The organism is Pseudoalteromonas sp. bablab_jr010, from assembly GCF_016464105.1.
GTDB classification, from domain to species: Bacteria; Pseudomonadota; Gammaproteobacteria; order Enterobacterales; family Alteromonadaceae; genus Pseudoalteromonas; species Pseudoalteromonas simplex.
Window position 1 is genome coordinate 12,093 of the sequence record NZ_JACDWV010000111.1, and the last position, 19,009, is coordinate 31,101.

The 19,009-nt window shown below is 39.5% G+C and carries 21 protein-coding genes; 11 read left to right on the plus strand and 10 right to left on the minus strand.

The features are described 5' to 3' along the window. A complete protein-coding gene (locus tag JIG37_RS10355; RefSeq protein ID WP_199529323.1) occupies positions 1-828 on the plus strand; it encodes a hypothetical protein in 828 nt (275 codons plus the stop codon). A gap of 21 nt (positions 829-849) precedes the next feature. Here JIG37_RS10355 and JIG37_RS10360 read toward each other — a convergent pair whose 3' ends face one another. Then, positions 850-1,323 carry a YqhA family protein gene (locus JIG37_RS10360; RefSeq protein WP_166339213.1) on the minus strand — a complete coding sequence of 158 codons (474 nt, stop codon included), beginning with the start codon at positions 1,321-1,323 and terminating at the stop codon, positions 850-852. A gap of 157 nt (positions 1,324-1,480) precedes the next feature. On the opposite strand from JIG37_RS10360, the gene JIG37_RS10365 reads away from it, so the two are divergent. Next, positions 1,481-2,239, plus strand: a complete 759-nt coding sequence (locus JIG37_RS10365; RefSeq protein WP_199529324.1) for a hypothetical protein — start codon at positions 1,481-1,483, stop codon at positions 2,237-2,239. Positions 2,240-2,308: 69 nt separating this feature from the next. Here the strand turns inward: JIG37_RS10365 and JIG37_RS10370 are convergent, their stop codons facing one another. Together JIG37_RS10370 and zigA are read right to left on the minus strand one after the other, a co-directional pair. Further along, positions 2,309-2,977 carry a DUF1826 domain-containing protein gene (locus tag JIG37_RS10370; RefSeq protein ID WP_199529325.1) on the minus strand — a complete coding sequence of 223 codons (669 nt, stop codon included), beginning with the start codon at positions 2,975-2,977 and terminating at the stop codon, positions 2,309-2,311. Then, positions 2,977-4,173, minus strand: a complete 1,197-nt coding sequence (gene zigA / locus JIG37_RS10375) for a zinc metallochaperone GTPase ZigA (protein WP_199529326.1) — start codon at positions 4,171-4,173, stop codon at positions 2,977-2,979. The genes JIG37_RS10370 and zigA overlap by 1 nt, the downstream gene beginning before the upstream one ends. A gap of 172 nt (positions 4,174-4,345) precedes the next feature. Between zigA and JIG37_RS10380 the strand changes: the two genes are divergently transcribed. Both JIG37_RS10380 and JIG37_RS10385 read left to right on the plus strand, forming a co-directional pair. After that, complete coding sequence (locus tag JIG37_RS10380; protein WP_199529327.1) at positions 4,346-5,344, plus strand: kelch repeat-containing protein; 999 nt, start codon at positions 4,346-4,348, stop codon at positions 5,342-5,344. A 90-nt stretch (positions 5,345-5,434) separates the two neighbouring features. After that, entirely contained in the window at positions 5,435-6,436 is a 1,002-nt protein-coding gene (locus JIG37_RS10385) for a family 43 glycosylhydrolase (RefSeq protein ID WP_199529328.1), read from the plus strand. Between the two features lie 66 nt (positions 6,437-6,502). On the opposite strand, the gene JIG37_RS10390 is transcribed toward JIG37_RS10385, so the two are convergent. Then, complete coding sequence (locus JIG37_RS10390; RefSeq protein WP_244664383.1) at positions 6,503-7,315, minus strand: DUF2306 domain-containing protein; 813 nt, start codon at positions 7,313-7,315, stop codon at positions 6,503-6,505. A 224-nt stretch (positions 7,316-7,539) separates the two neighbouring features. Between JIG37_RS10390 and JIG37_RS10395 the strand changes: the two genes are divergently transcribed. Further along, positions 7,540-8,676 carry an AraC family transcriptional regulator gene (locus JIG37_RS10395; RefSeq protein ID WP_244664384.1) on the plus strand — a complete coding sequence of 379 codons (1,137 nt, stop codon included), beginning with the start codon at positions 7,540-7,542 and terminating at the stop codon, positions 8,674-8,676. A gap of 3 nt (positions 8,677-8,679) precedes the next feature. Here the strand turns inward: JIG37_RS10395 and JIG37_RS10400 are convergent, their stop codons facing one another. Continuing rightward, positions 8,680-10,407 carry a response regulator gene (locus tag JIG37_RS10400; RefSeq protein ID WP_199529329.1) on the minus strand — a complete coding sequence of 576 codons (1,728 nt, stop codon included), beginning with the start codon at positions 10,405-10,407 and terminating at the stop codon, positions 8,680-8,682. Position 10,408: 1 nt separating this feature from the next. Beyond that, positions 10,409-10,948, minus strand: a complete 540-nt coding sequence (locus JIG37_RS10405) for a heme NO-binding domain-containing protein (RefSeq protein WP_138599878.1) — start codon at positions 10,946-10,948, stop codon at positions 10,409-10,411. A 275-nt stretch (positions 10,949-11,223) separates the two neighbouring features. On the opposite strand from JIG37_RS10405, the gene JIG37_RS10410 reads away from it, so the two are divergent. Then, a complete protein-coding gene (locus tag JIG37_RS10410; protein ID WP_199529330.1) occupies positions 11,224-12,810 on the plus strand; it encodes an RICIN domain-containing protein in 1,587 nt (528 codons plus the stop codon). Positions 12,811-12,867: 57 nt separating this feature from the next. On the opposite strand, the gene JIG37_RS10415 is transcribed toward JIG37_RS10410, so the two are convergent. Continuing rightward, the gene (locus JIG37_RS10415; RefSeq protein WP_199529331.1) at positions 12,868-14,016 is read right to left on the minus strand and encodes a hypothetical protein; all 1,149 of its coding nucleotides are present in this window, start codon (positions 14,014-14,016) and stop codon (positions 12,868-12,870) included. A 264-nt stretch (positions 14,017-14,280) separates the two neighbouring features. On the opposite strand from JIG37_RS10415, the gene JIG37_RS10420 reads away from it, so the two are divergent. Genes JIG37_RS10420 through JIG37_RS10430 form a run of 3 tightly spaced genes read left to right on the plus strand, consistent with a single transcriptional unit; the run spans position 14,281 to position 15,895 of the window. Beyond that, on the plus strand, positions 14,281-15,135 hold the full coding sequence (locus JIG37_RS10420; RefSeq protein WP_199529332.1) for an alpha/beta fold hydrolase: 855 nt from the start codon (positions 14,281-14,283) through the stop codon (positions 15,133-15,135). Continuing rightward, a complete protein-coding gene (locus JIG37_RS10425; RefSeq protein WP_166339193.1) occupies positions 15,132-15,689 on the plus strand; it encodes a DUF2975 domain-containing protein in 558 nt (185 codons plus the stop codon). The genes JIG37_RS10420 and JIG37_RS10425 overlap by 4 nt, the downstream gene beginning before the upstream one ends. Next, the gene (locus JIG37_RS10430; RefSeq protein WP_054551900.1) at positions 15,689-15,895 is read left to right on the plus strand and encodes a helix-turn-helix transcriptional regulator; all 207 of its coding nucleotides are present in this window, start codon (positions 15,689-15,691) and stop codon (positions 15,893-15,895) included. Before JIG37_RS10425 ends, JIG37_RS10430 begins: the two co-directional genes overlap by 1 nt. On the opposite strand, the gene JIG37_RS10435 is transcribed toward JIG37_RS10430, so the two are convergent. Together JIG37_RS10435 and JIG37_RS10440 are read right to left on the minus strand one after the other, a co-directional pair. Beyond that, positions 15,892-16,662 (minus strand): AraC family transcriptional regulator, encoded by a 771-nt coding sequence (locus JIG37_RS10435; RefSeq protein WP_187489969.1) that lies wholly within the window; start codon positions 16,660-16,662, stop codon positions 15,892-15,894. The two genes, JIG37_RS10430 and JIG37_RS10435, sit on opposite strands and share 4 nt — an antisense overlap. Further along, entirely contained in the window at positions 16,655-17,101 is a 447-nt protein-coding gene (locus JIG37_RS10440) for a carboxymuconolactone decarboxylase family protein (protein WP_138599883.1), read from the minus strand. The genes JIG37_RS10435 and JIG37_RS10440 overlap by 8 nt, the downstream gene beginning before the upstream one ends. Before the next feature lie 157 nt (positions 17,102-17,258). Between JIG37_RS10440 and JIG37_RS10445 the strand changes: the two genes are divergently transcribed. Both JIG37_RS10445 and JIG37_RS10450 read left to right on the plus strand, forming a co-directional pair. Then, the gene (locus tag JIG37_RS10445) at positions 17,259-17,507 is read left to right on the plus strand and encodes a hypothetical protein (protein ID WP_054551897.1); all 249 of its coding nucleotides are present in this window, start codon (positions 17,259-17,261) and stop codon (positions 17,505-17,507) included. Positions 17,508-17,598: 91 nt separating this feature from the next. Continuing rightward, entirely contained in the window at positions 17,599-17,826 is a 228-nt protein-coding gene (locus JIG37_RS10450) for a hypothetical protein (protein WP_054551896.1), read from the plus strand. 203 nt (positions 17,827-18,029) lie between these two features. Here the strand turns inward: JIG37_RS10450 and JIG37_RS10455 are convergent, their stop codons facing one another. Further along, positions 18,030-18,680: a tellurite resistance TerB family protein gene (locus JIG37_RS10455; protein ID WP_138599884.1), complete on the minus strand. Its 651-nt coding sequence runs from the start codon at positions 18,678-18,680 to the stop codon at positions 18,030-18,032. Positions 18,681-19,009: the final 329 nt, after the last annotated feature.

Here is a 19,009-nt window from a genome sequence, read left to right on the forward strand (position 1 = left end):
ATGAAACTTACCCATTTATTTTCAAGCGCTTGTTTAGCTTTATCTTGCTTTGTCTATGCAGAACCTGCAAAGTTTTATGCTAATGAAGCACTACAGAAACAAACGCCAACAGCATACGCGCTCAGTGAATCTAATATTCCTTGGTTAGAGCAAGCACATAAGCAAAGACAACTTGATGCAGAAAAACTGGTCAACGCCTTAAAGCAAAATAAAGCGCTTTATAAAAAGTTAATGAACTGGGAAGCGCTATCGTTTGAGCAGCGAATGGCTTTACTACCAGAGGTGTTTGCAATTGAAATTAAAAGCTTTGCTATTACAGCACCAACCTTGGTGATAAATAACACCTTATATCCGCAAAGAGCAGTTAATTTTGTGTTTGATGTACGTTACCCAGGTGCAGGATTAGTTTACTTAAACCCAGATAAGCTCAAAGAGATGGAAGTTTATGCGCCATTAGCGTTTTTATTACACGAAACCCGCCATGCATACCAATTTCAGCTAGCCTTTAAAGAGCAAAACTTATTAGCAAAAGGTTACTTAAGCGCATTTAAAACGCAGAGTAACTTATCGGGCGCATCATTTAGTGATTTTTTAACACTACTTAATGAGTACGAGGCGTTTCAATTTGGTAATCAGGTACTTGAACTGCTCACTGATGGTAAGTTTGAATCAGCAATGATGGGCACATTTGCTAGCCAATTTAATGAGCATAACCACTTAAAAATTGATTTGCTCGAACTGGCTAAAGAACCCCAAAAGGGCAGTTTACTTGAGCGGTTTAATGCCTCGATGAAAGAGCAATATAAGCTACGTTACCCTGAAAAATAAACTAACGTATGTGAGTGTTCACTATTTCATTGAGCGCCATGCAAAGGTCGAGGCGGCAACCACAATCGCAATAGAAATACCAAGGTAGAGGGTTTCTATTGTGCCGCCAAACTCAACGGCGTGTTCTAAAAACAGAATCACCAAAATCACAGATGTTACCTGCACTAAAGTAATTTTTAAGTCATGAAAATCTTCGATATGAAAGGCGGCCAAAAACTGGCTGCTTTTTGTTGTTGAGGGCGATATAAATAGCCGGTACAGACTGATGGTAATGACTTGAAGAGTAATACCGATGAGTAATAGGTCGAGAATTTTTAAAAGCTCGACAATTAACTCTTTCCCTCCTTTTGCTGAGTCAGGTAGCGCGGTGATGGTGACTTTAACAACATTGAAAACGATATTCACACAGGCAATGTAAACGAGTAACGATGAAATGGCCGTGGTGAGAATCGCGATAATAACTAAAAACCGGCTATTTTGAAAAAGGCGCTCCATATCAACTCACACAAATTAATTTCTTTAATATACGTAGTTTAGCTCGTTTTTGATTAATTACTGAACTTATTATATGCCAAGTTAAACCTAACTTATTAGTTCTTTGAGTATTTACTCGTAAGGTCGGGAAGTGTATAAGTTTAAGGAACAACGAAAGTTGTTCTTATTAAGCTTTATTTTAAAAGGGATGTTTATGGGGTCGATGGCTAAGCACTCACTAGAGCTGGATTTAAATGATAAAAAATGGTTTCGATATGCAGCCTTTAAAGGAAAATTGTCACTAACTAATGATTCATTAACAGAGCTAGAATCTCTCCCAGGCTTAGCTACCTTATCTGGGTGGGCCGAAGTGTTTTTTGCGCTTATGGTATGCGCAATTTCACTATCTAGTTTTTATTTAGTAGATGCTTTTAACCCATGGTTGGCTTTTTTAATTTGCCTTATAAGCTTTTTATTGGTGTTTATTACCAAACGCATCATGACTTACAAGAAGTATGGCTTTGGTTCTAAATGGGCAATGAGCATAAGCAAGGATGAGCTCAAAATTGATAAATTGACGTTTAAAGAGCACCAAAATCACACTCTCACCATTGCTAAAAACCAAATCGCAGAGGTTTTGTTTCACTACACGATGGATCTAAAACGCAAACGAAAGTTTGGCGAACCACGAGTTAGATTACCCATCTTGCATGTGTGTGAAATTCACTTAAAAAATGGTGATACCCATGAAATTGATGGGATGCGAGTAGGGCTTTTTAACGTATTATATTTAATGGTTTTTCATGGCTACCCATTAAGCTTTAAAGGCACTTTTGCTGGTGGTGCAGGGAATGTTTTAATTTTGTTACTAAGGATGTTTGCTCTATCAGCAATTGCAAGTGCGCTTAGTATGCTTTTCTTTAATTTAAAGCCATGAGCAATTGTTGTGTGTTCTTGAATGAAATAGCGCCTATTAGAATCAATAGACGCAACAGGTACGCTCGTATTAAGCAATAAAGTCAAGGGTTACAAGTAGTCGTTTTTCGCCAGCAGCGAGTGCTGGTGAGCGGTGCACAAGGCCTTTGCCTTCGTTATCTTGCCAAGTTTCGCCTTTTAATAAGGCTACATCACCCACATTTAGAGAGTGAATTTTAGCATTTGCTGTCATTAATCCTGATTCTTCATCGCTTAATCCTTGATGACCAGCGCCAAGTTTGGTGCGATCAAGTCCTGCATTTTGCAACCACTGCGAACCACTACCATAATATGTGCTGACTAACCGGCAAGGGACTTTATCAACATGAAAACGTGGGCACATGGCACGTTCAAGAACTCTTAGGCGTAATCCGGTGCGCTTTAACTCAAATAAATAACAAAACATATCAACAAGCTGAGTGAGGTCGGCTTTAAGCTCTTTTGCTTGAGATAGTTTTTCAAGGGCTTTATCAATGTCAGCCACAATGCTGTTTTGATTGATCACAGCGTTAATGCTGAGTTCTGGGTTGGCTGTAATACTCTCAGCTACTTCTGATTGCAGCTGCTGAGATAAGTTACGCTGCCAAATTGCAATGTTATGCTCAGGTTTATAAATTTGTGAAAACACCACAGGGCTTAGTGCTGTTGCTGCCGCTGATGGTAGGTTATCAGTGTCATGTTCTAATGCGTAGGCTGTCATTATGCTTCCTCCCAAACAGGAAATGGATCGGGCAGGGTTTGCCAAAGCGCTTTGCCTGCTAATAGTTCATCGTCGCTAAGTAAGCAGTTATCGAGAGCTTGAATGATCGCTGCTTGATTGAGGTTTTGGCCAATAAAAACCAGCTCTTGGCGCATATCACCAAAGGGTTCTTGCCATACTTGGTTAATTGAATCTAAGTAGTCGCTATCTGTTGGCCACTGATCTTGCGGTAAGGCTTTCCAAAATATCCCGCCAAAACCATAGCGGGCTATGCCGCCAGCTTGATTCCATTGGCAAGCAAATTGTGGTCGAGAGGCTAACCAAAAGTAGCCTTTAGAGCGAAGTAGTTTGCCTTCACGTTGATTGTTATGAATAAAGTTATAAAATTTTTCAGGGTGAAAAGGGCGGCGGGCCTCGTAAGTAAAGCTGCTAATACCGTATTCTTCTGTTTCTGGGGTATGCTCGCCGCGTAGCTCTTTTAGCCAGCCAGGAGCTTGCTGAGCTTTTTCAAAGTTAAACAGGCCCGTGCCGAGAATTTTATTGATATCAACTTGGCCATTTTCAATGGCAATCAGTTCTGCTGAGGTATTTAATGAGCTTAAAATGGCTTTTAAACTCTCAAGCTCATCGGCGCTAATTAAGTCTGTTTTACTAATTAAAATGACATCAGCAAACTCAACTTGATCAATGAGTAAGTCGGCCACGCTTCGCTCATCTTCTTCGCCTAAATGCTCGTTGGTTTCTTGTAAAAATTTGGCTTCGTTAAAGTCGTTTAAAAAGTTAACGGCATCAACGACCGTGACCATGGTATCAAGCCTTGCAACATCAGACAGTGACACGCCATTTTCATCGGCAAAGGTAAATGTTTCGGCAACAGGAAGGGGCTCTGAAATACCGGTTGACTCAATAACCAAATAATCAAATTGGCCTGTTTGCGCTAAAGCGCGTACTTCAATGAGTAAGTCTTCACGCAATGTACAGCAGATACAGCCATTGCTCATTTCTACTAGTTTTTCTTCGCCGCGGCTAAGCGAAACATCGTTTTTAACTGTCGCTGCATCGATGTTTATTTCGCTCATATCATTGACGATTACAGCCACTTTTTTGTCTTCACGGTTATTTAAAATATGGCTGAGCACAGTGGTTTTACCTGCACCTAAAAAGCCAGAGAGCACGGTGACGGGGAGTTTGCTCATGGTAGTGATCCTTAATAAGATTAAACAAAATACGTTAAATGTTTTGTTATAATATATCAATTTAGTGTCGTTTAGGAATACTAATCGTTGTTCGAGTAAGACTATTTGGCAGTGTACGAATAGGTACAGCTGGCTTAGTCTTTAGCTAATCAACTGCTTATTAAGGACTTATATGCGCTTAGCCAAACTGTTGTTAGCATTTTCTATTACTTGTTTACCTTATACGTTATCGGCAAAAGAGCCGTTAGCACCAAAGCTCCCTGAGGCTATACAAGAAATCTACCCTACAGTCATGAATCAACAGATTTGGGTTGCAGGGGGTATCTCTACCGAACTGCCAGCGTCAGCGGGTAAGATGACCGCAAAAGTCCATTTTTGGTCGCCTGAGTATGCAAGTTGGCAATCGGCCCCGAGTTTGCCTGAAGGGCGTCATCACACGTATTTAATCGCAGTAGAAAACAGACTATTTGCTTTTGGAGGTTTTGTTAATAGCCAAGGCCAATGGACCAATAGCCGTGATGTGCTAATGCTAGATAAAGGCGCTAAAGCATGGCAAAAGGTGGCGAGTTTGCCTTTTGCGTTAAGTGAGACTGTGGGAGCAGTGCTTAATGGTAAAGTGCACTTAGCAGGTGGACGTAGCCCAAGCAGTGAGAAAAATGGCCAATGGCAGCATAGTTCAGATGTGAGTGCGCATTTAGTGTTTGATCCTAATAGCTTCACATTTACAGAAGCGGCTCCTTTACCTTCAGCTAGAAACAGTGCGGCGAGTGCTCAAGTAAACGGTCGTTGGTTTGTGCTAGGTGGCAGAACCGTTGGCGGTGAGCCTATCTCAGACATGCTCGAATACTTACCCGATACAAACACATGGCAAGCACATGCAGCACTCCCTAAAGCACGAGCAGGGCATGCGGCAGCGGTTATTGATAATGCTATCACTGTGTTTGGCGGTGAACATAGCAAAGGAGTTGATCGTGAGGTTTTTAGCTATGATTTGTCTAAGCAGCAATGGCGCAAATCTTTCGAGTGGCAAACGCCACGCCACGGTTTAGGAGCTGTTACGTTAAACGGCCAAATTTGGCTAGTGGGTGGCGCCACAAAGGTAGGACTTTCTGAAACGAGCCGTGAAGTGAATAATGCAAATGTGCTGCTTGAAGGTATGAAAGGTTTATGATTACTGTCTGTTAAAAATAATGTTATATTTGTATTCTTACCAAAAAGTAATAAAATAATACAAATTAAAATTTAACGATCAGGTTTCAAGATGACATTACAAACAAATAGTCCGTTAGTAGAGCAGCGTGCCGATCCATTTGTGCATAAGCACAGTGATGGTTTTTATTATTTTACCGGTTCTGTACCAACTTATGATCGCATTGAACTTCGTAGGGCTGCGACATTAGAGGGCCTAAAAGACGCTGAAACCTTTGATATTTGGTTCAAACATGACAGCGGCCCGATGAGTCGTCATATCTGGGCACCTGAAATTCATTACCTCGATGGCAAATGGTATATCTATTTTGCAGCGAGTGAAGAAAGTGATATTTGGGCATTACGCCCGTATGTGCTTGAGTGTAAAGGTCAAGATCCGTTAAATGATGAGTGGGTTGAACTTGGCATGATGCAAGCGGCTGAGGGCGATGAAAAGTCGTTCACTGATTTTTCTTTAGATGCCACCATTTTTGAAAATAACGGTAAGCGTTACTTTTGCTGGGCAGAGAAAACCGGCGGTCAATTTGCGGCATCCAACCTGTATTTAGCTGAGATGGAATCTCCAATTAAGTTAAAAACAGCGCAGTTTATGCTGACGACACCTGATTACGATTGGGAACGTGTCGACTTTTGGGTAAACGAAGGCCCGGCAGTACTTAAAAATAACGGTAAAATCTTCATTGCTTTCTCTGCAAGCGCAACAGGTGCATGTTACTGTATGGGCTATATGGAAGCGGATGAAAACAGCGATTTACTTGATCGTAATTCGTGGACTAAAACACGTATGCCAGTACTTGAAACAAGTGTTGATAAGAAAATTTATGGTCCAGGTCATAATTGTTTTACAGTAGCTGAAGATGGTGAAACACCACTGTGTATTTACCATGCCCGAGACTATGAGCACGCAGTTGGTGAACCAAGTGTGGTGCCAAAAACAGACACTCGTCCACTTGAGGAAATAGTAAAAGATCCACTTTACGATCCAAACCGCCACGCTCGTGTGATGGAAGTAAAATACGACGAAAATGGTCGTCCGCTATTTGAATTGTATTAATTTACAGTGATTCAAAACTCGCTTACAAAGCCACCTACTCAGGTGGCTTTATTGTATGAGGTTTAGTTAGCTAACAATAGCTGGGTACCAGTTTGCCATAGTCACCCCAAATAAGCCGATTAAGAACACGATTGATATTAGCGTCATCAAACAGGCGGTGCCGATAGTGATAAAGGTAATATTCGTTCGAGCTGCATAGCGGACAAGCTCTGCTATTAAAAGGGGGACTAAGTAAGAGCAAAGGCTAACAGCAAGCACGGCAGGCCCTGTAAATGTAGCGGTATCGACGCCTAAGGTGCCAAATACTAAAAACCATGCAAATATGAGTAATCTAAAAAACAACACACCATTAGCAGCAAGATATAACCGTATAGCCCACCTTTGATGAGCATTGAAGTTACGAGCCCATGCTGTTTTCACTGCAAATATACTTGATACGATAACCACTAAACCGCCAAACATTGTCAGCGCATGCATCAAGGTATTACCAACCGTTCCTCTTACTATCATTAAATACATGCCAGCAAATGAAATACAGCAAGCTAAAACAACAAATACACGGCCATTATAGCGATGAAATGTTCGGTATTTTGTTCTCAGTTTTTCAATCAGCTGTAAGCTTCCGCCAAGGATCATCACGACAGCAAATAATACATGCACTGCATACATCAAATTCCCCGTTGCATCATTGGCAACATAAGCGGTGTTATTAAGCTGGTTCCAACCAGAAAGACCTGTAGTTAACCCTGTCACTCCATAACCAAGAATGAGGTAAATCACAAAGCAAGTTTGCGCCATTATCAGGCTAATAAACCAAAGCTTTTTACTGTATTCGAGCGCCTTTAAAGGCGTAAGTTTGCTATTTTTGTTAAACATCATCAAATCCATTATATTTTTCTAATACCGCAAATATAAAGGGCTAGAGAAGAAACTCTTCTCAAATTCGAAATTTGATCAATAAAATATTGTGATTATTTATGAGAACTCACACAGGGTTTGACACATTCACTAACAAACTCTTTTTGCTATGTTGATTTTGAAAAAGTACACTTATCTGATTGGTAAAAAATTCATCAATCACCCAATTTAAGGCATGAAGAGTTATGCAAAATACATCCCCTTATTACTTACTCGTTTTCGTTTGTATGGGGCTCATGCTGCTAAATGGCATGAAAAAAGAAAAGCAACTTATTCATTATCTGTTTGCTGTATTTTGTGGCTCGCTTTTCATGGTTGGGGTGCAAAAAATTAGTGCGCCCAGTATTGGTGTTTACAGTTATTTAATTGGCTTATTTACCTGCGCAACTTGTAATATGGCTTGGCTTATCTCACGGACTTTATTTCGAGAGCAAAAGCCTATTTCTAAGGTGCATATTGCAGTGGCAACTGTTATTGCGGGGTTAATTATGTTTAACCAGACGTGGCATTATTTGGTGAGTATTGATGTAAAGCTTTTCCCTGATAGCCAATTTATGTGGCGTTTAAAGCAGGGGATGGCCGAAATAACGGTGTTGCTAGCGTCTAGTATTCTGGTGCTCTCTTTTTGGGAAGCATTACGGGGTTATAAAGGTCAAACAGAAACGCAAAAGTTGCAGGCAAAGATTTTTGCTAGCTGCTACTTCTTAGCTGTATTTAATGCCAGCATTTTGCCTAAATTTTTATTCAGTGAGAGCGAGTTTCGACAATTTGAGCCGCTTATAATTACCTCATCTGCATTGTTGATTGTATTTGCCATGCAGCTAGTAATGTTCTTGCAAAAACGTGCCCACAACAGCGTGCCTGAAGCTGTTGATAGTGAAGTGCTGAACTCTGAAAAGGTAGTGAAAGCTACCAATCAGGCTGAACAACCTGAAAATAATGAGGTAGAGGCTGAGCTTATTACTGGCATAGAAGCACTCATCAATAAGCAGGTTTATTTGCAAACTAATTTGAAAATTTCTGATTTTGCCCAAGCATTAGCAGTACCTGAGTATAAGATCAGCCGGGCAATTCGTTACCACTTTAAAGCTACAAATTTTAATTTATTTATTAATCAGTACCGAATACAGCATGCGCAAGGGTTGTTACTAAAAGACGAAGCAAGTCATTGGAGTATACTCAGTATAGCAATGGAAAGTGGTTTTTCTTCGCTTGCTACCTTTAACCGTGTGTTTAAAAGCATCGTTGGGGTTAACCCAAATGAGTTTCGTAAGCAAAACAACTCATTAGTAGAACAAAAAATCATAGAGCTTACTGACTAGAAATTACAGCTGCTTTTGCGTTAAATGCTCAGCAATGACCTCAAACATGGTTTGTACTTCTATTGGCTTGGCGATGTAGCCTTGCATGCCAGATTCTTTTGCTTTAGTTAGGTCGGCTTCCATGGTGTTGGCGGTCATGGCGATGATTGGAATATGCGCAAACTTTGATTGCTGTTTAATTTTATTCGCGGCGGTATAACCATCCATTCTTGGCATTTGACAGTCCATTAAAATGCAATCGAATGTGCCTTTTTCTACTGCTTCAATCGCTGCAACCCCGTCTTCGGCGATATCAACAATAAAGCCATTTGAACGCAATATTTGCGATGCGACTTGTTGGTTTAGCGGGTTGTCTTCAACGAGAAGTATTTTTGAGCCCGCGAGCGTTTTAAAACAGGTGTTATCTACTTTGTTTTCCTTTTTAGTAGCGATCCCCATCACATGCTCAAGGGTTTTTAGTAAGTTTCCTTTTATAATCGGCTTTAAAAGTATTTCTTCAACGGTTTTATCTAGCGTACTTAGCGTGTCTTTAACTTCTTGGTTTTCAAAAGATGCGAGAATAATGGTTTTTTTAATATCGATAGAAAGCTGCTTTTTGAGGTTTTCTAAAATGTTATTTTGCTCACAGTTTAGTACGTGCCAATCTAAAAAAATAAAGTCGTAACTATGGCTAATATCGACCTCAGAGAGTTTTTCATCCATGCAATCAATAGTTTTTACATTGATGCTTAATGTGTTGAGCATGCTTTGGAGAATAGCTTCAGGTTGGCCGCTTTGCTCAATAATAAGAGCTCGCTTATGTTTGAAAATGTTTGTGTCGTGGCAGCTTTGCATACCCGATAGCGCAAATGACACATCAAAACTAAAGCAACTCCCTTTGTTTAATTGGCTTTTTACCTCAATGTGACCACCCATAAGCTCGATGATCTTTTTACTGATAACAAGACCTAGACCTGTACCGCCAAACTTACGTGTTGTTGAAACATCGGCTTGTGAAAAAGGCTTAAACACACTATTTACTTGCTCTTGAGACATACCAATGCCTTGGTCAATGACCTGAAATTTAATACAAATAGAGGTATCGGTTTGTGACTCTTTTGTCATTTTTAGCGTGACATTTTGCTGGTTTGAAAACTTAATAGCATTGCTCAGTAAATTTAACAAAACTTGATTGAGCCTAAGTGCATCACCGATTAAAAATTCAGGAATATCATCGTCAATTTCAAAAATGACTTCGATGTTATTTTTCTCAATTAAGCTACTGGCTAAATTAGCTAGGTTAGCGAGAAAGTTGTTTAGATTAAAATCACTATTTTCAAGTTCGAGCTTATTGGCTTCTATTTTAGAAAAGTCGAGAATGTCATTGATAATACCAAGCAGTGATTTGGCCGAGAGTTGGATTTTTTCAATGTAATCATATTGTTTGTCGGTTAATTCTGTATCAAGGGCGAGGTGGGCCATGCCTAGAATTGCATTCATTGGCGTACGGATTTCGTGACTCATATTCGCTAAAAACATCGATTTAGCTTGGTTGGCGGCATCGGCTAACTCTTTGGCTTTATTTAAATCCTGGGTGCGAATGATGACTTCTTGTTCTAGATTTTCGGCGGCATGTTTTAGCGTCATATTGGCTTCATATAACTCTAAGGACTTCTGTTCTAAAAGCGCTTCGGCTTCTTTTCGAGCCTGGCGCTCTCGTTCTATTCTACGTTTGTAGAGTTCTTCATCCACATTAAGCTTCTTTTGTTAGAGTAAAAGTGGCAGATTGATAGTTATCCTCAATCTCGCTTTTAACGGTAATAACTTCATTGAAATGTTCGCATGCGCCCTCAATTAAGCCCTCAGCTAGACATGCAAATGGGTTACCAGAGCGATAAAACATTTGCATTTCGTTCTGGCTAATTCGTTTAGTTTCAAAGCTTGGTAATTCAGCGTCGTTGTAGAGCTTTTTAACTTCAATATGTACGTGTTGGTCAATGGTATCAAGGAATTCAAAAGTACTTTCGACACTATCAAAAAAGTGTGGAAATAAAACAAAAAAACGCTTTAACAAATACTTACCATAAGCATGAACTAGTTCATCAACGGGCTTATTTATGTGATTGCTTAATGAGCTGACCAACATTAACAGCTCTTTATTGTCGTAGTTTCCAACGCTGGTGTAAGCGCCGTTTGAAGTAAGTGAGTTTTCTTCAATGATTTTGTCTGCGACCTCATAAGAAAACTCATTTTCGACCATTTCTAAAAACTCGGTAAAGACGATACCTTTCATATAATTGGCCTAATGATTTTTCATACTTAAAGTTTAGATATAAACAAGAGTTTTACAATTTTTATGTATCAAACTTTAGTATGGCTAGCGATAAAATCAGCTATTAAGTTTTTTGCTTTAAATAACACAGACTTTGTCGGGAGTTGTAGCCATGTAGTTTTCAGATGGTTTTATTGTTTTTTACAAAAAATAAACATTAATTGTGTTTTTGGGTACATGTGGGTAGTCTATCTCTATAGGTAATTTAATATTATAAATAATTAAGGAAGATAGTCTTGAAGATTTACAGCTCAACTAAGTTGTTAGTGAAAACATTAATAGTACTTTTGTGCTTTACTCAACATACCTTACAGGCACGAGAATGTAGTGCTATGCCAGAATCTGGCAATGTATACTCTGTAATTAATAGGGGGTCTGGCCTTGCACTTGATGTAAATACCAGTGATTCTAGCTCAGCCCCGAATATTATTAGCTACGAATACTGGGGTGGAAATAACCAAAAGTTTCAGCTTATTCAAGAAGCAGATGGCTATTGGATTATTCGCTCTAAATTTAATAATAAAGTTCTTGATGTGTTGAACTCATCGCAATCAAATGGTGCAAATATAATTGCTTATGATGATTGGCAAGGAGCAAATCAACGTTGGTTGTTAAAAGCATCTTCATCGGGCGGCTTCAATATCGTTAATAAGTTAACCGGTAAATCTTTGACAGTTGCAGGCTCAAATAATACTGCAAATGTTTATCAAAATGATGATGCTGGGATCAGTTCACAAAGATGGTTTATTAATCCAGTAAATGGCGACTGTGGGACTACAGGAACCACTCCTAGTGACTTAATAGGCTTTGCATCTCAAGCAGGTCAAGATGGATTGAGCACAACGACCGGTGGTGGTAATAACACTGCCATCACAGTATATAGCTGTGATGATTTAAGTACGGCGTTGAGTTCTAGTTCTGCTGCGGTTATTCAGGTTCCAGATAACACCGTGATTGATTGTAGAACCGCCAATAGAACGGTGCCAGCTTGTCCACTTGATTGTGGCCAATGGGGTGATTACGGTAAAACGTGGTACAGAATACCTGTTGGTAATCAAAGCTGTAGTGAGTTGGGAAGTAGCTCAAACTCAACCGTGAATGTTACCCGCAATGATAGACGTATTATTGTGCAATCAAATAAAACGCTGCAAGGGTTAGGTAAAAACTCGAAAATAATTGGTGCCAGCCTCGTTATCAGTAATCAGCGAAATATTATTATTAAGAACATTATGCTTGAGGATATTAACCCTGCGCTTGTTGAAGCTGGTGATGCTATTTCAATAGATGATAGTAGTCATGTATGGGTTGATCACATGGCATTTAATAAAATAAGTGATGGATATATTGATGTAGACAATAGTCAAAACGTTACTTTAAGTTGGAATCGTTTTTACGGGCATAACACGCAAGTTTGCGCTAACCAGCATTGGTATACTCATTTATTCAGAAACTCTCAAATAACAGCGCATCACAATTTTTGGGATACAGCAGCAGGGAGAAACCCTAAAGTCGATGGCTATAATTCACGTGTGCATATGTTTAATAATTACTGGAAGAACATTACTTACTTCTCAATTAGTGCGGGGAATGGCGCTGAGGTTTTAGTAGAAAACAATTACTTTGAAAATTCAGCAAAACCGCACTGGAATCAAGGCTCGGGTTATTTTAGTGCTTCAGGAAATATTTACACTGGAAGATCAGCAACTGATCAATATCGTGATAGCGGAGCAGCGGTATTTGGTGATGTTCAACTCTATCCATATCGATTAGATGATCCAAATTCTTTGGGCAGTAAAGTGAATGGCGGAACAGGCCCACAATAAATACTTATTGTGAGTTGGAAAAAGCTCAGCTATTACTAAATAGCTGAGCTTAACGTTTTAAATTGCAACTAAGCTTTGCTCCAGCATCGCTTTAATTTGCTTAACAATTTTAGCTTCTGTTTCTGGCTCAAATTGTTGAATACGTGGGGTGTGAATATGCCCTGTAGGGATGTCTGAATTAAGCTCATCACGCAGGCGAATACTACGGTACGAAATTTCATTTGATAAGTAGCCGCCGCCACCGCCTTTTACTGCAATCGCACCTTCTAACTCTTTAAGAGATTGTGGCTCAAATGCTTTTTCAAGCGTAACGACTTTATGATTGTCGTTGATTGGGAATGGCCCTTTGGCTTTTTGCATCTGCTTAACGGGTAAGCTGAAAGTGACAAACTCATTGCCCGGAAGAGGGCGGTCGTTTAGGCTCGAAATTTTCGGTGCAGTGGCCGTGCCGCCATACACAATATTGGCGTTATCGGGTGCCGTTACACTACGGCGTTTACCTGGAAAGCGTTCAAGATCAAAGTCTTTGCTGCCCATACTGATAGTGGCAATCATATCGACATTGTTAAGTGCGTAATATGGCGCAAGTAATGATTCGATAATACCTTGGTCAAAGTCTTCGTAGCGTACTGGCACCATTACCGTATTGATCTCAGCGCTAATGCCATTGTAATTAATCACTTGGCCATCAAGTAATAATGCCGCAACACCTGATGGGTTACTTTGATTAATATTTCTATCTAATAAGAATGGATCAAAACCTGTAATTAAAATGCGTTTATCGGTTTTTTTACTGTAATCAAGGTCGGTACGGCCTCGGCTGCCATTTTCAAGCATGGTTAATAACGCGGTTTGTTCACTATCGGTCATTGCAAACTGAGGTTTGCTGGTGCGAATAATCTTGCTTGAAAGTAAACGTGCCCAATACAGCTCTCGGTCGTCGAAGCTGTTGGTTTTAATTATACGCGCTTTGGCATCGCGCCATAATTGTTTGGCGTAATCATCAATAAGGTCACTTGCTTGCTGATAACTGGTGGCAGCTTGCCATTGTTTTTCAAATTGATTTACTTCATCAGAAAAAGCACTCAACACCTTTGGCATGGCTTTGCTGGCTTTTTCAATACGCAGTTCCTCAACGGTTAAATTGGCTGCAAATACAGTAAATGACGAGGCAATTAAGCTAGTGGCAAGTAAAACTTTTTTCATGATTATCCTATTTAGTTACAGCAGGTTTTGTAGGCTTGAGTTAACTATCCTATGGATAAAAGCTGAGCGCAAATAAAATCGCTCAAAATAGAATTAGAGAAATAATGAATGAACAGAGATAGCGCTTTTGCTCAATACTTTACCTCAAAGGAAGGACTTTAAATGTTCGATATGAGTTAATTTATTATCGTTTTTCGGTAATTTTTGTTTGTTTTTTAACTTTTTCAGTGCCATAGTAGTTTTTTTACTAGAAGGATCGAGAAAATGAAATTTGGTTCTATAGCAATCGTTTCGCTGATTGTGTTGTTATTAACTGGTTGTACGACAATTAAAGTTGAGGAGTCTCACTTTTTGTATCCGGATAAAAAAATAACGATGCGGGAAATACAAAATGTTGATGCGACAGCCAAAAAGCAAGAAGTTACTTTATCCACCGATGAAGGCATCACTCTTAAAGGCACCCTAATTAAAGTTGCAGATGCACGCGCAACAGTTATTTACTTTGGTGGCAACCAGTTTCGCGTTAGTGCCGCAGGCGGGGATCCTGCCAAGCTACTTTTACCTTTTCAGGTAAATATTCTAATGATGGACCATCGCGGTTATGGGCTGAGTTCTGGAGTACCCAGTGTGGCTAACCTAAAAGCTGATGCATTACTGGTGTTTGATTATGTGAAAGGCAGAGCCGATCTAAGTACTTTGCCTGTGGTGATCCATGGTCATTCTTTAGGAAGTATGATCGCAGGTTATGTTGCCAGTCAGCGCAACGTCGATGCTCTCGTACTCGAAGGCAGTGTGACAAATGTTGAGCAGATGACAGCAGCACGAATTCCGTGGTTTGCTAAACCGTTTGTTAGTGTTGAATTTAGTGAAGAGGTTAATCAAGTTGATAATTTAAAAGTATTACAAGTTTACCAAGCACCGCTATTAATAATCACCGGTGAAAAAGACACACAAACGCCACCTGAGTTAGCGGAAGATTTATATCAACATGCAAAATCTCAGCAAAAGCAGCTTTACATTGCAAAAGGTAAGCATCATTCAAATGCGTTGACAGGTAAGCAGTTAGCGACTCACTATGAGCAACTTTTAAAACAAATAACACTGAGTAAATCGTCATGAAAAAAATAGTGTGGATGAGTACGCTGATCCTAAGCTTGCTACTTTTTACGCTTATTAGTTTGTTAGTAACAAGCATTATTGTCCTTTTCAGTGACAGTGATGTGTTAAGTTTTACGCAAAGTAACGGTGCGCATATGTGGATTGGCCTTGAAGTCAGTGGATCTTGGCAAGGAATCGCTCAGACATTGGGTGAGCATGGCTTTGATAGTGTTTTATGGCTGGGTCTTGTGCAATTGCTGCCGTTTTTTCTTATCAATATAATTTTGATTCGGTTATTTCTGCTTTACCGATGTGGATCTTTTTTCACTATTGAAAATATCCAATGTTTTAAATGGTTAGGTGGCGTATTATTAGCGCAATTTGCACTAGTTGTATGCTATCCACCACTACTTATAACTCTTCTTAATTTTGCAACAGGAACTGATATGGGAAGAGTCGTGACGATACAAGATACTGATATTATAGGTTTAGTGGTGGGGTTGATTATTTATGTTATTGGTTGGATTATGGGCCAAGCACAGCAACTACAAGAAGAGCAAGAGTTAGTGATTTAATGGCGATTATTATTGATTTAGATGTTGTGTTAGCTAAGCGAAAAATGAAATCTACAGAATTAGCTGAAGCGATAGGTATTACGCCACAAAACTTATCCGTTCTTAGGGCTGGGCGAGCTAAAGCTGTACGCTTTACAACCTTAGATGCAATTTGTAAGCACTTAGGTTGTCAGCCAGGTGATATTCTGCGTTTTGAAGATGACTAACGCAAAATGAGTTTTGTTTGTTTAGTTTGAGCGTCTTTTAATAACTTGCGGTATTTTGCCGGGGTGACGTGCATTATTGCTTTGAACTCTTTGATTAAATGGGGCTGATCGGTAAAGCCACACTCTACAGCAATATCTGCAAAGCTTTGCTCAGGGTTTTCCTTAATTGCTTGTTTAGCCAGTTTTACTCGGTAAATACGTTCAAAATATTTAGGTGTGACACCACATTGCTCCTTAACCTGCCTTTCAAGCTGACGTTGACTCAGTGGGGCACGCTGATAAGCCGTTTCGAGAGGCGTTAACTCAATGAGATTACGGATTAAATGTTTTGAGTGTTTATTATGTTGATTTAATCTGTGCTGGCTAGTGAAATACGATTTGACCAAGGTCACAAACTTTTCGAGGTTGGCACTCTGTTGCAAGGTTTTTGCTATAGCATTTAATGAGCTCTTTGCGACGATAGGGTGTGCAGAGCGTTCAAGTTCAGGCAAAACGGTCGGGTTAAAACGAATACCACAGAACACAGCATTTTCTGAAAAAGTAAGTTTAGAAGCATGTGTAGATGTTTGTTGGAATGCATAAGGGGGGAGCAACTGATGGTCATCAAGCAGTAGCTCACCTGCAACAGGAAATATAACACCTGTAGCTCCGTCACAAGCAAGCCATTGCTCCCCTTGAAAATTCGCCCTGGCAAACCAAATAGCTTGAATACTTTGGGCAATATCACCTTTAGGGGTCATCAGTTCTAAGGTAAGGTGGTTACTCATTAAACTCCACTTCAGGTTTAAACATTTTCACAATACGGTTCCAACTATTAATGGCATTAATAGCGATTGTGAGAGCGACTAACCCTTCGTCTGTAAATTCTTTAACTAGCGATTGGTAGAAAGTATCATCAATTGGCTGTGCTTGTGTCAATTTTTCTGACAAAGTTAGCGCAAGTTGTTCTTGGTTAGTGTAAAAGGGCATATCTTTCCAAGCACATAAACCAATAATACGGTTCGTAGTTTCACCATAGTCTTTTGCTTGTTGTGTGTGCATCGCAATACAAAAAGCACATTGATTAAGTTGCGACACTCTTAATTTAATAAGCTCCCATGTTTTTAAGCTGAAAGTCGTTTCGGCAGCCTGTTTTATAAGTTGCTCTTGTTCCATTAGGTGCTTTATTAGCAGTGGTTGTAAAGAAAAATAGTTAGCTCGTTTCATAAATGACCCTTAAATAATATTTTCAACGAGCTTAGTGCTTATGCATTGTTTAATATTGCAAAAAAACGACATTTTATAGAGTTTCTTAGACACGCCAATTAGCACCTTATTTTGAATCCTGCTATGCTACGCGCATTTGCAACACTGAGTATTTGAGATGATTAACGATAACGATGTAATTGAAACATTAGATGAGTTAGAAACGTTTTTACGCCTAGTTGAAAATGGCGGTTTAGGGCTTGAGAACGTAGCCGGAGTTGCACTTGCTACAAACAATAGTGATGGTCGCCCATTTGTTGCGGTGCTTGATGATAGTCATAAGCTGCTACTGGGTCGTTACGTAAGTAATGATGTTTATGAAAACGGTAAAGATATGATCCGTTATGGGACTAAAAAAGCACATTAGCGTTTTTCTTGTTGATAATGAATTGCTATAGTGGCGGCTCGTTTTCATGATTATCTATTAGTTTTAGTTAGTTTTAAAAGGAAATTTGTTTATGAGGTTTTTAATGTTGGCCTTGGTTGGTTTAGTTTTATCTGGATGCGCAAACTCAGGTAAAGAACAAGCAAGTAACGATGGCTTAATTTGTAAAATGGAAAAACCGACTGGCAGCAATATTGCTACTCGCGTGTGTCGTACACCTGAACAAATTGCTGCTTTGGAAAAAGAAGGTAAGCAAGGGATTCGTGATATTCAAAGAAATAGCACTAATACAATAAAATGAATTAGTGGCTGCAATAAGCTCTATAGTATTTTAGCGTTTCAATGGCCACATGTTAATTGTGGCCATTTTTTTGATTGTATTTTGATATTTTATTTTGTGCGATGACGCTGCTGTACGTCACTTGCAAAATATCCATATAAACAGAACTAAGTTTAATTTTTGCTGGCGTTCTTTTGTATCTAATAACTAATAATGTTAATGGTTTAGCTAATCGTGTAAAGTTCTCTATGAATACTCATTACCAGTTCGCTAGGAATGCATAACTGATTGGCCAATGTGTCTAAGTAGTGTTTAGAAACTGTTTGGTTCAAATCAATTGCACTGGCACTGGCTGCATATACTTCAATACCCATTTGTGCGTTTGGCACAGCGGCAACTAACTCTGATAGTTGCATTGGTTTTCTTAGCTCATCAAACAGCATGGCTTTTTCTTGCACTGACAATTGCATTGTTTCTACTTGTGCGAAGATTTTTTGTCTTTCGGTTTCATCAATGTGGCCATCAGCATAGGCCGCTGCAATCATAGCGCGCATGAGTAATAATTGCCCATCACTGTGATTATCGTCGATTGCATCAGTGAATGACTGCTCGGGCAGCGTGGCGGGGGTAAAATCAAAACCACGAGAACTAGTTTGCTGAACTGGAGCCGCTTTTTGTTCTGAGTATTGTTTATAGGCTTTCCAAGCAAGGCCACCGACAGCAGCAAGCGCACCATATTTTACGGCTTTTTTACTGCTCTTTTTACTTTTTCCGCCCATCAAGCTCGTTAGCCCACCGCCGGCAACACCACCCAAAAAGCCATTCAGCGCGCCTGATTTATTTAAATTACCCACTAATTTTTGTAAGTCTTTCATTGTTCTCTCCTTGCAGATATGTGCCCAGATTAGGTGATTTAAAATCAAAAGGAAACGAGATAAATGTTACAAAACACATCAGTTAACAATTGGTGGTATATTTTTATTGGGTATTCTATCGGCAATATTAAAACCTGCTATTGGGGTGAATAGGGATTAACTTAAGTCAAGAAAGCCAGCAAACTAGCTTAATGCTGATCAGTTAAGAATATTTTTATGATCACTTGACTGATCTTTTCATAGCTTCAAAATCCGATATTAGAAATAATATCGGATTTTTTATGTCTCTAATTCAGCACTTCGATGATATGTCCTCCTTTTTAGATGAT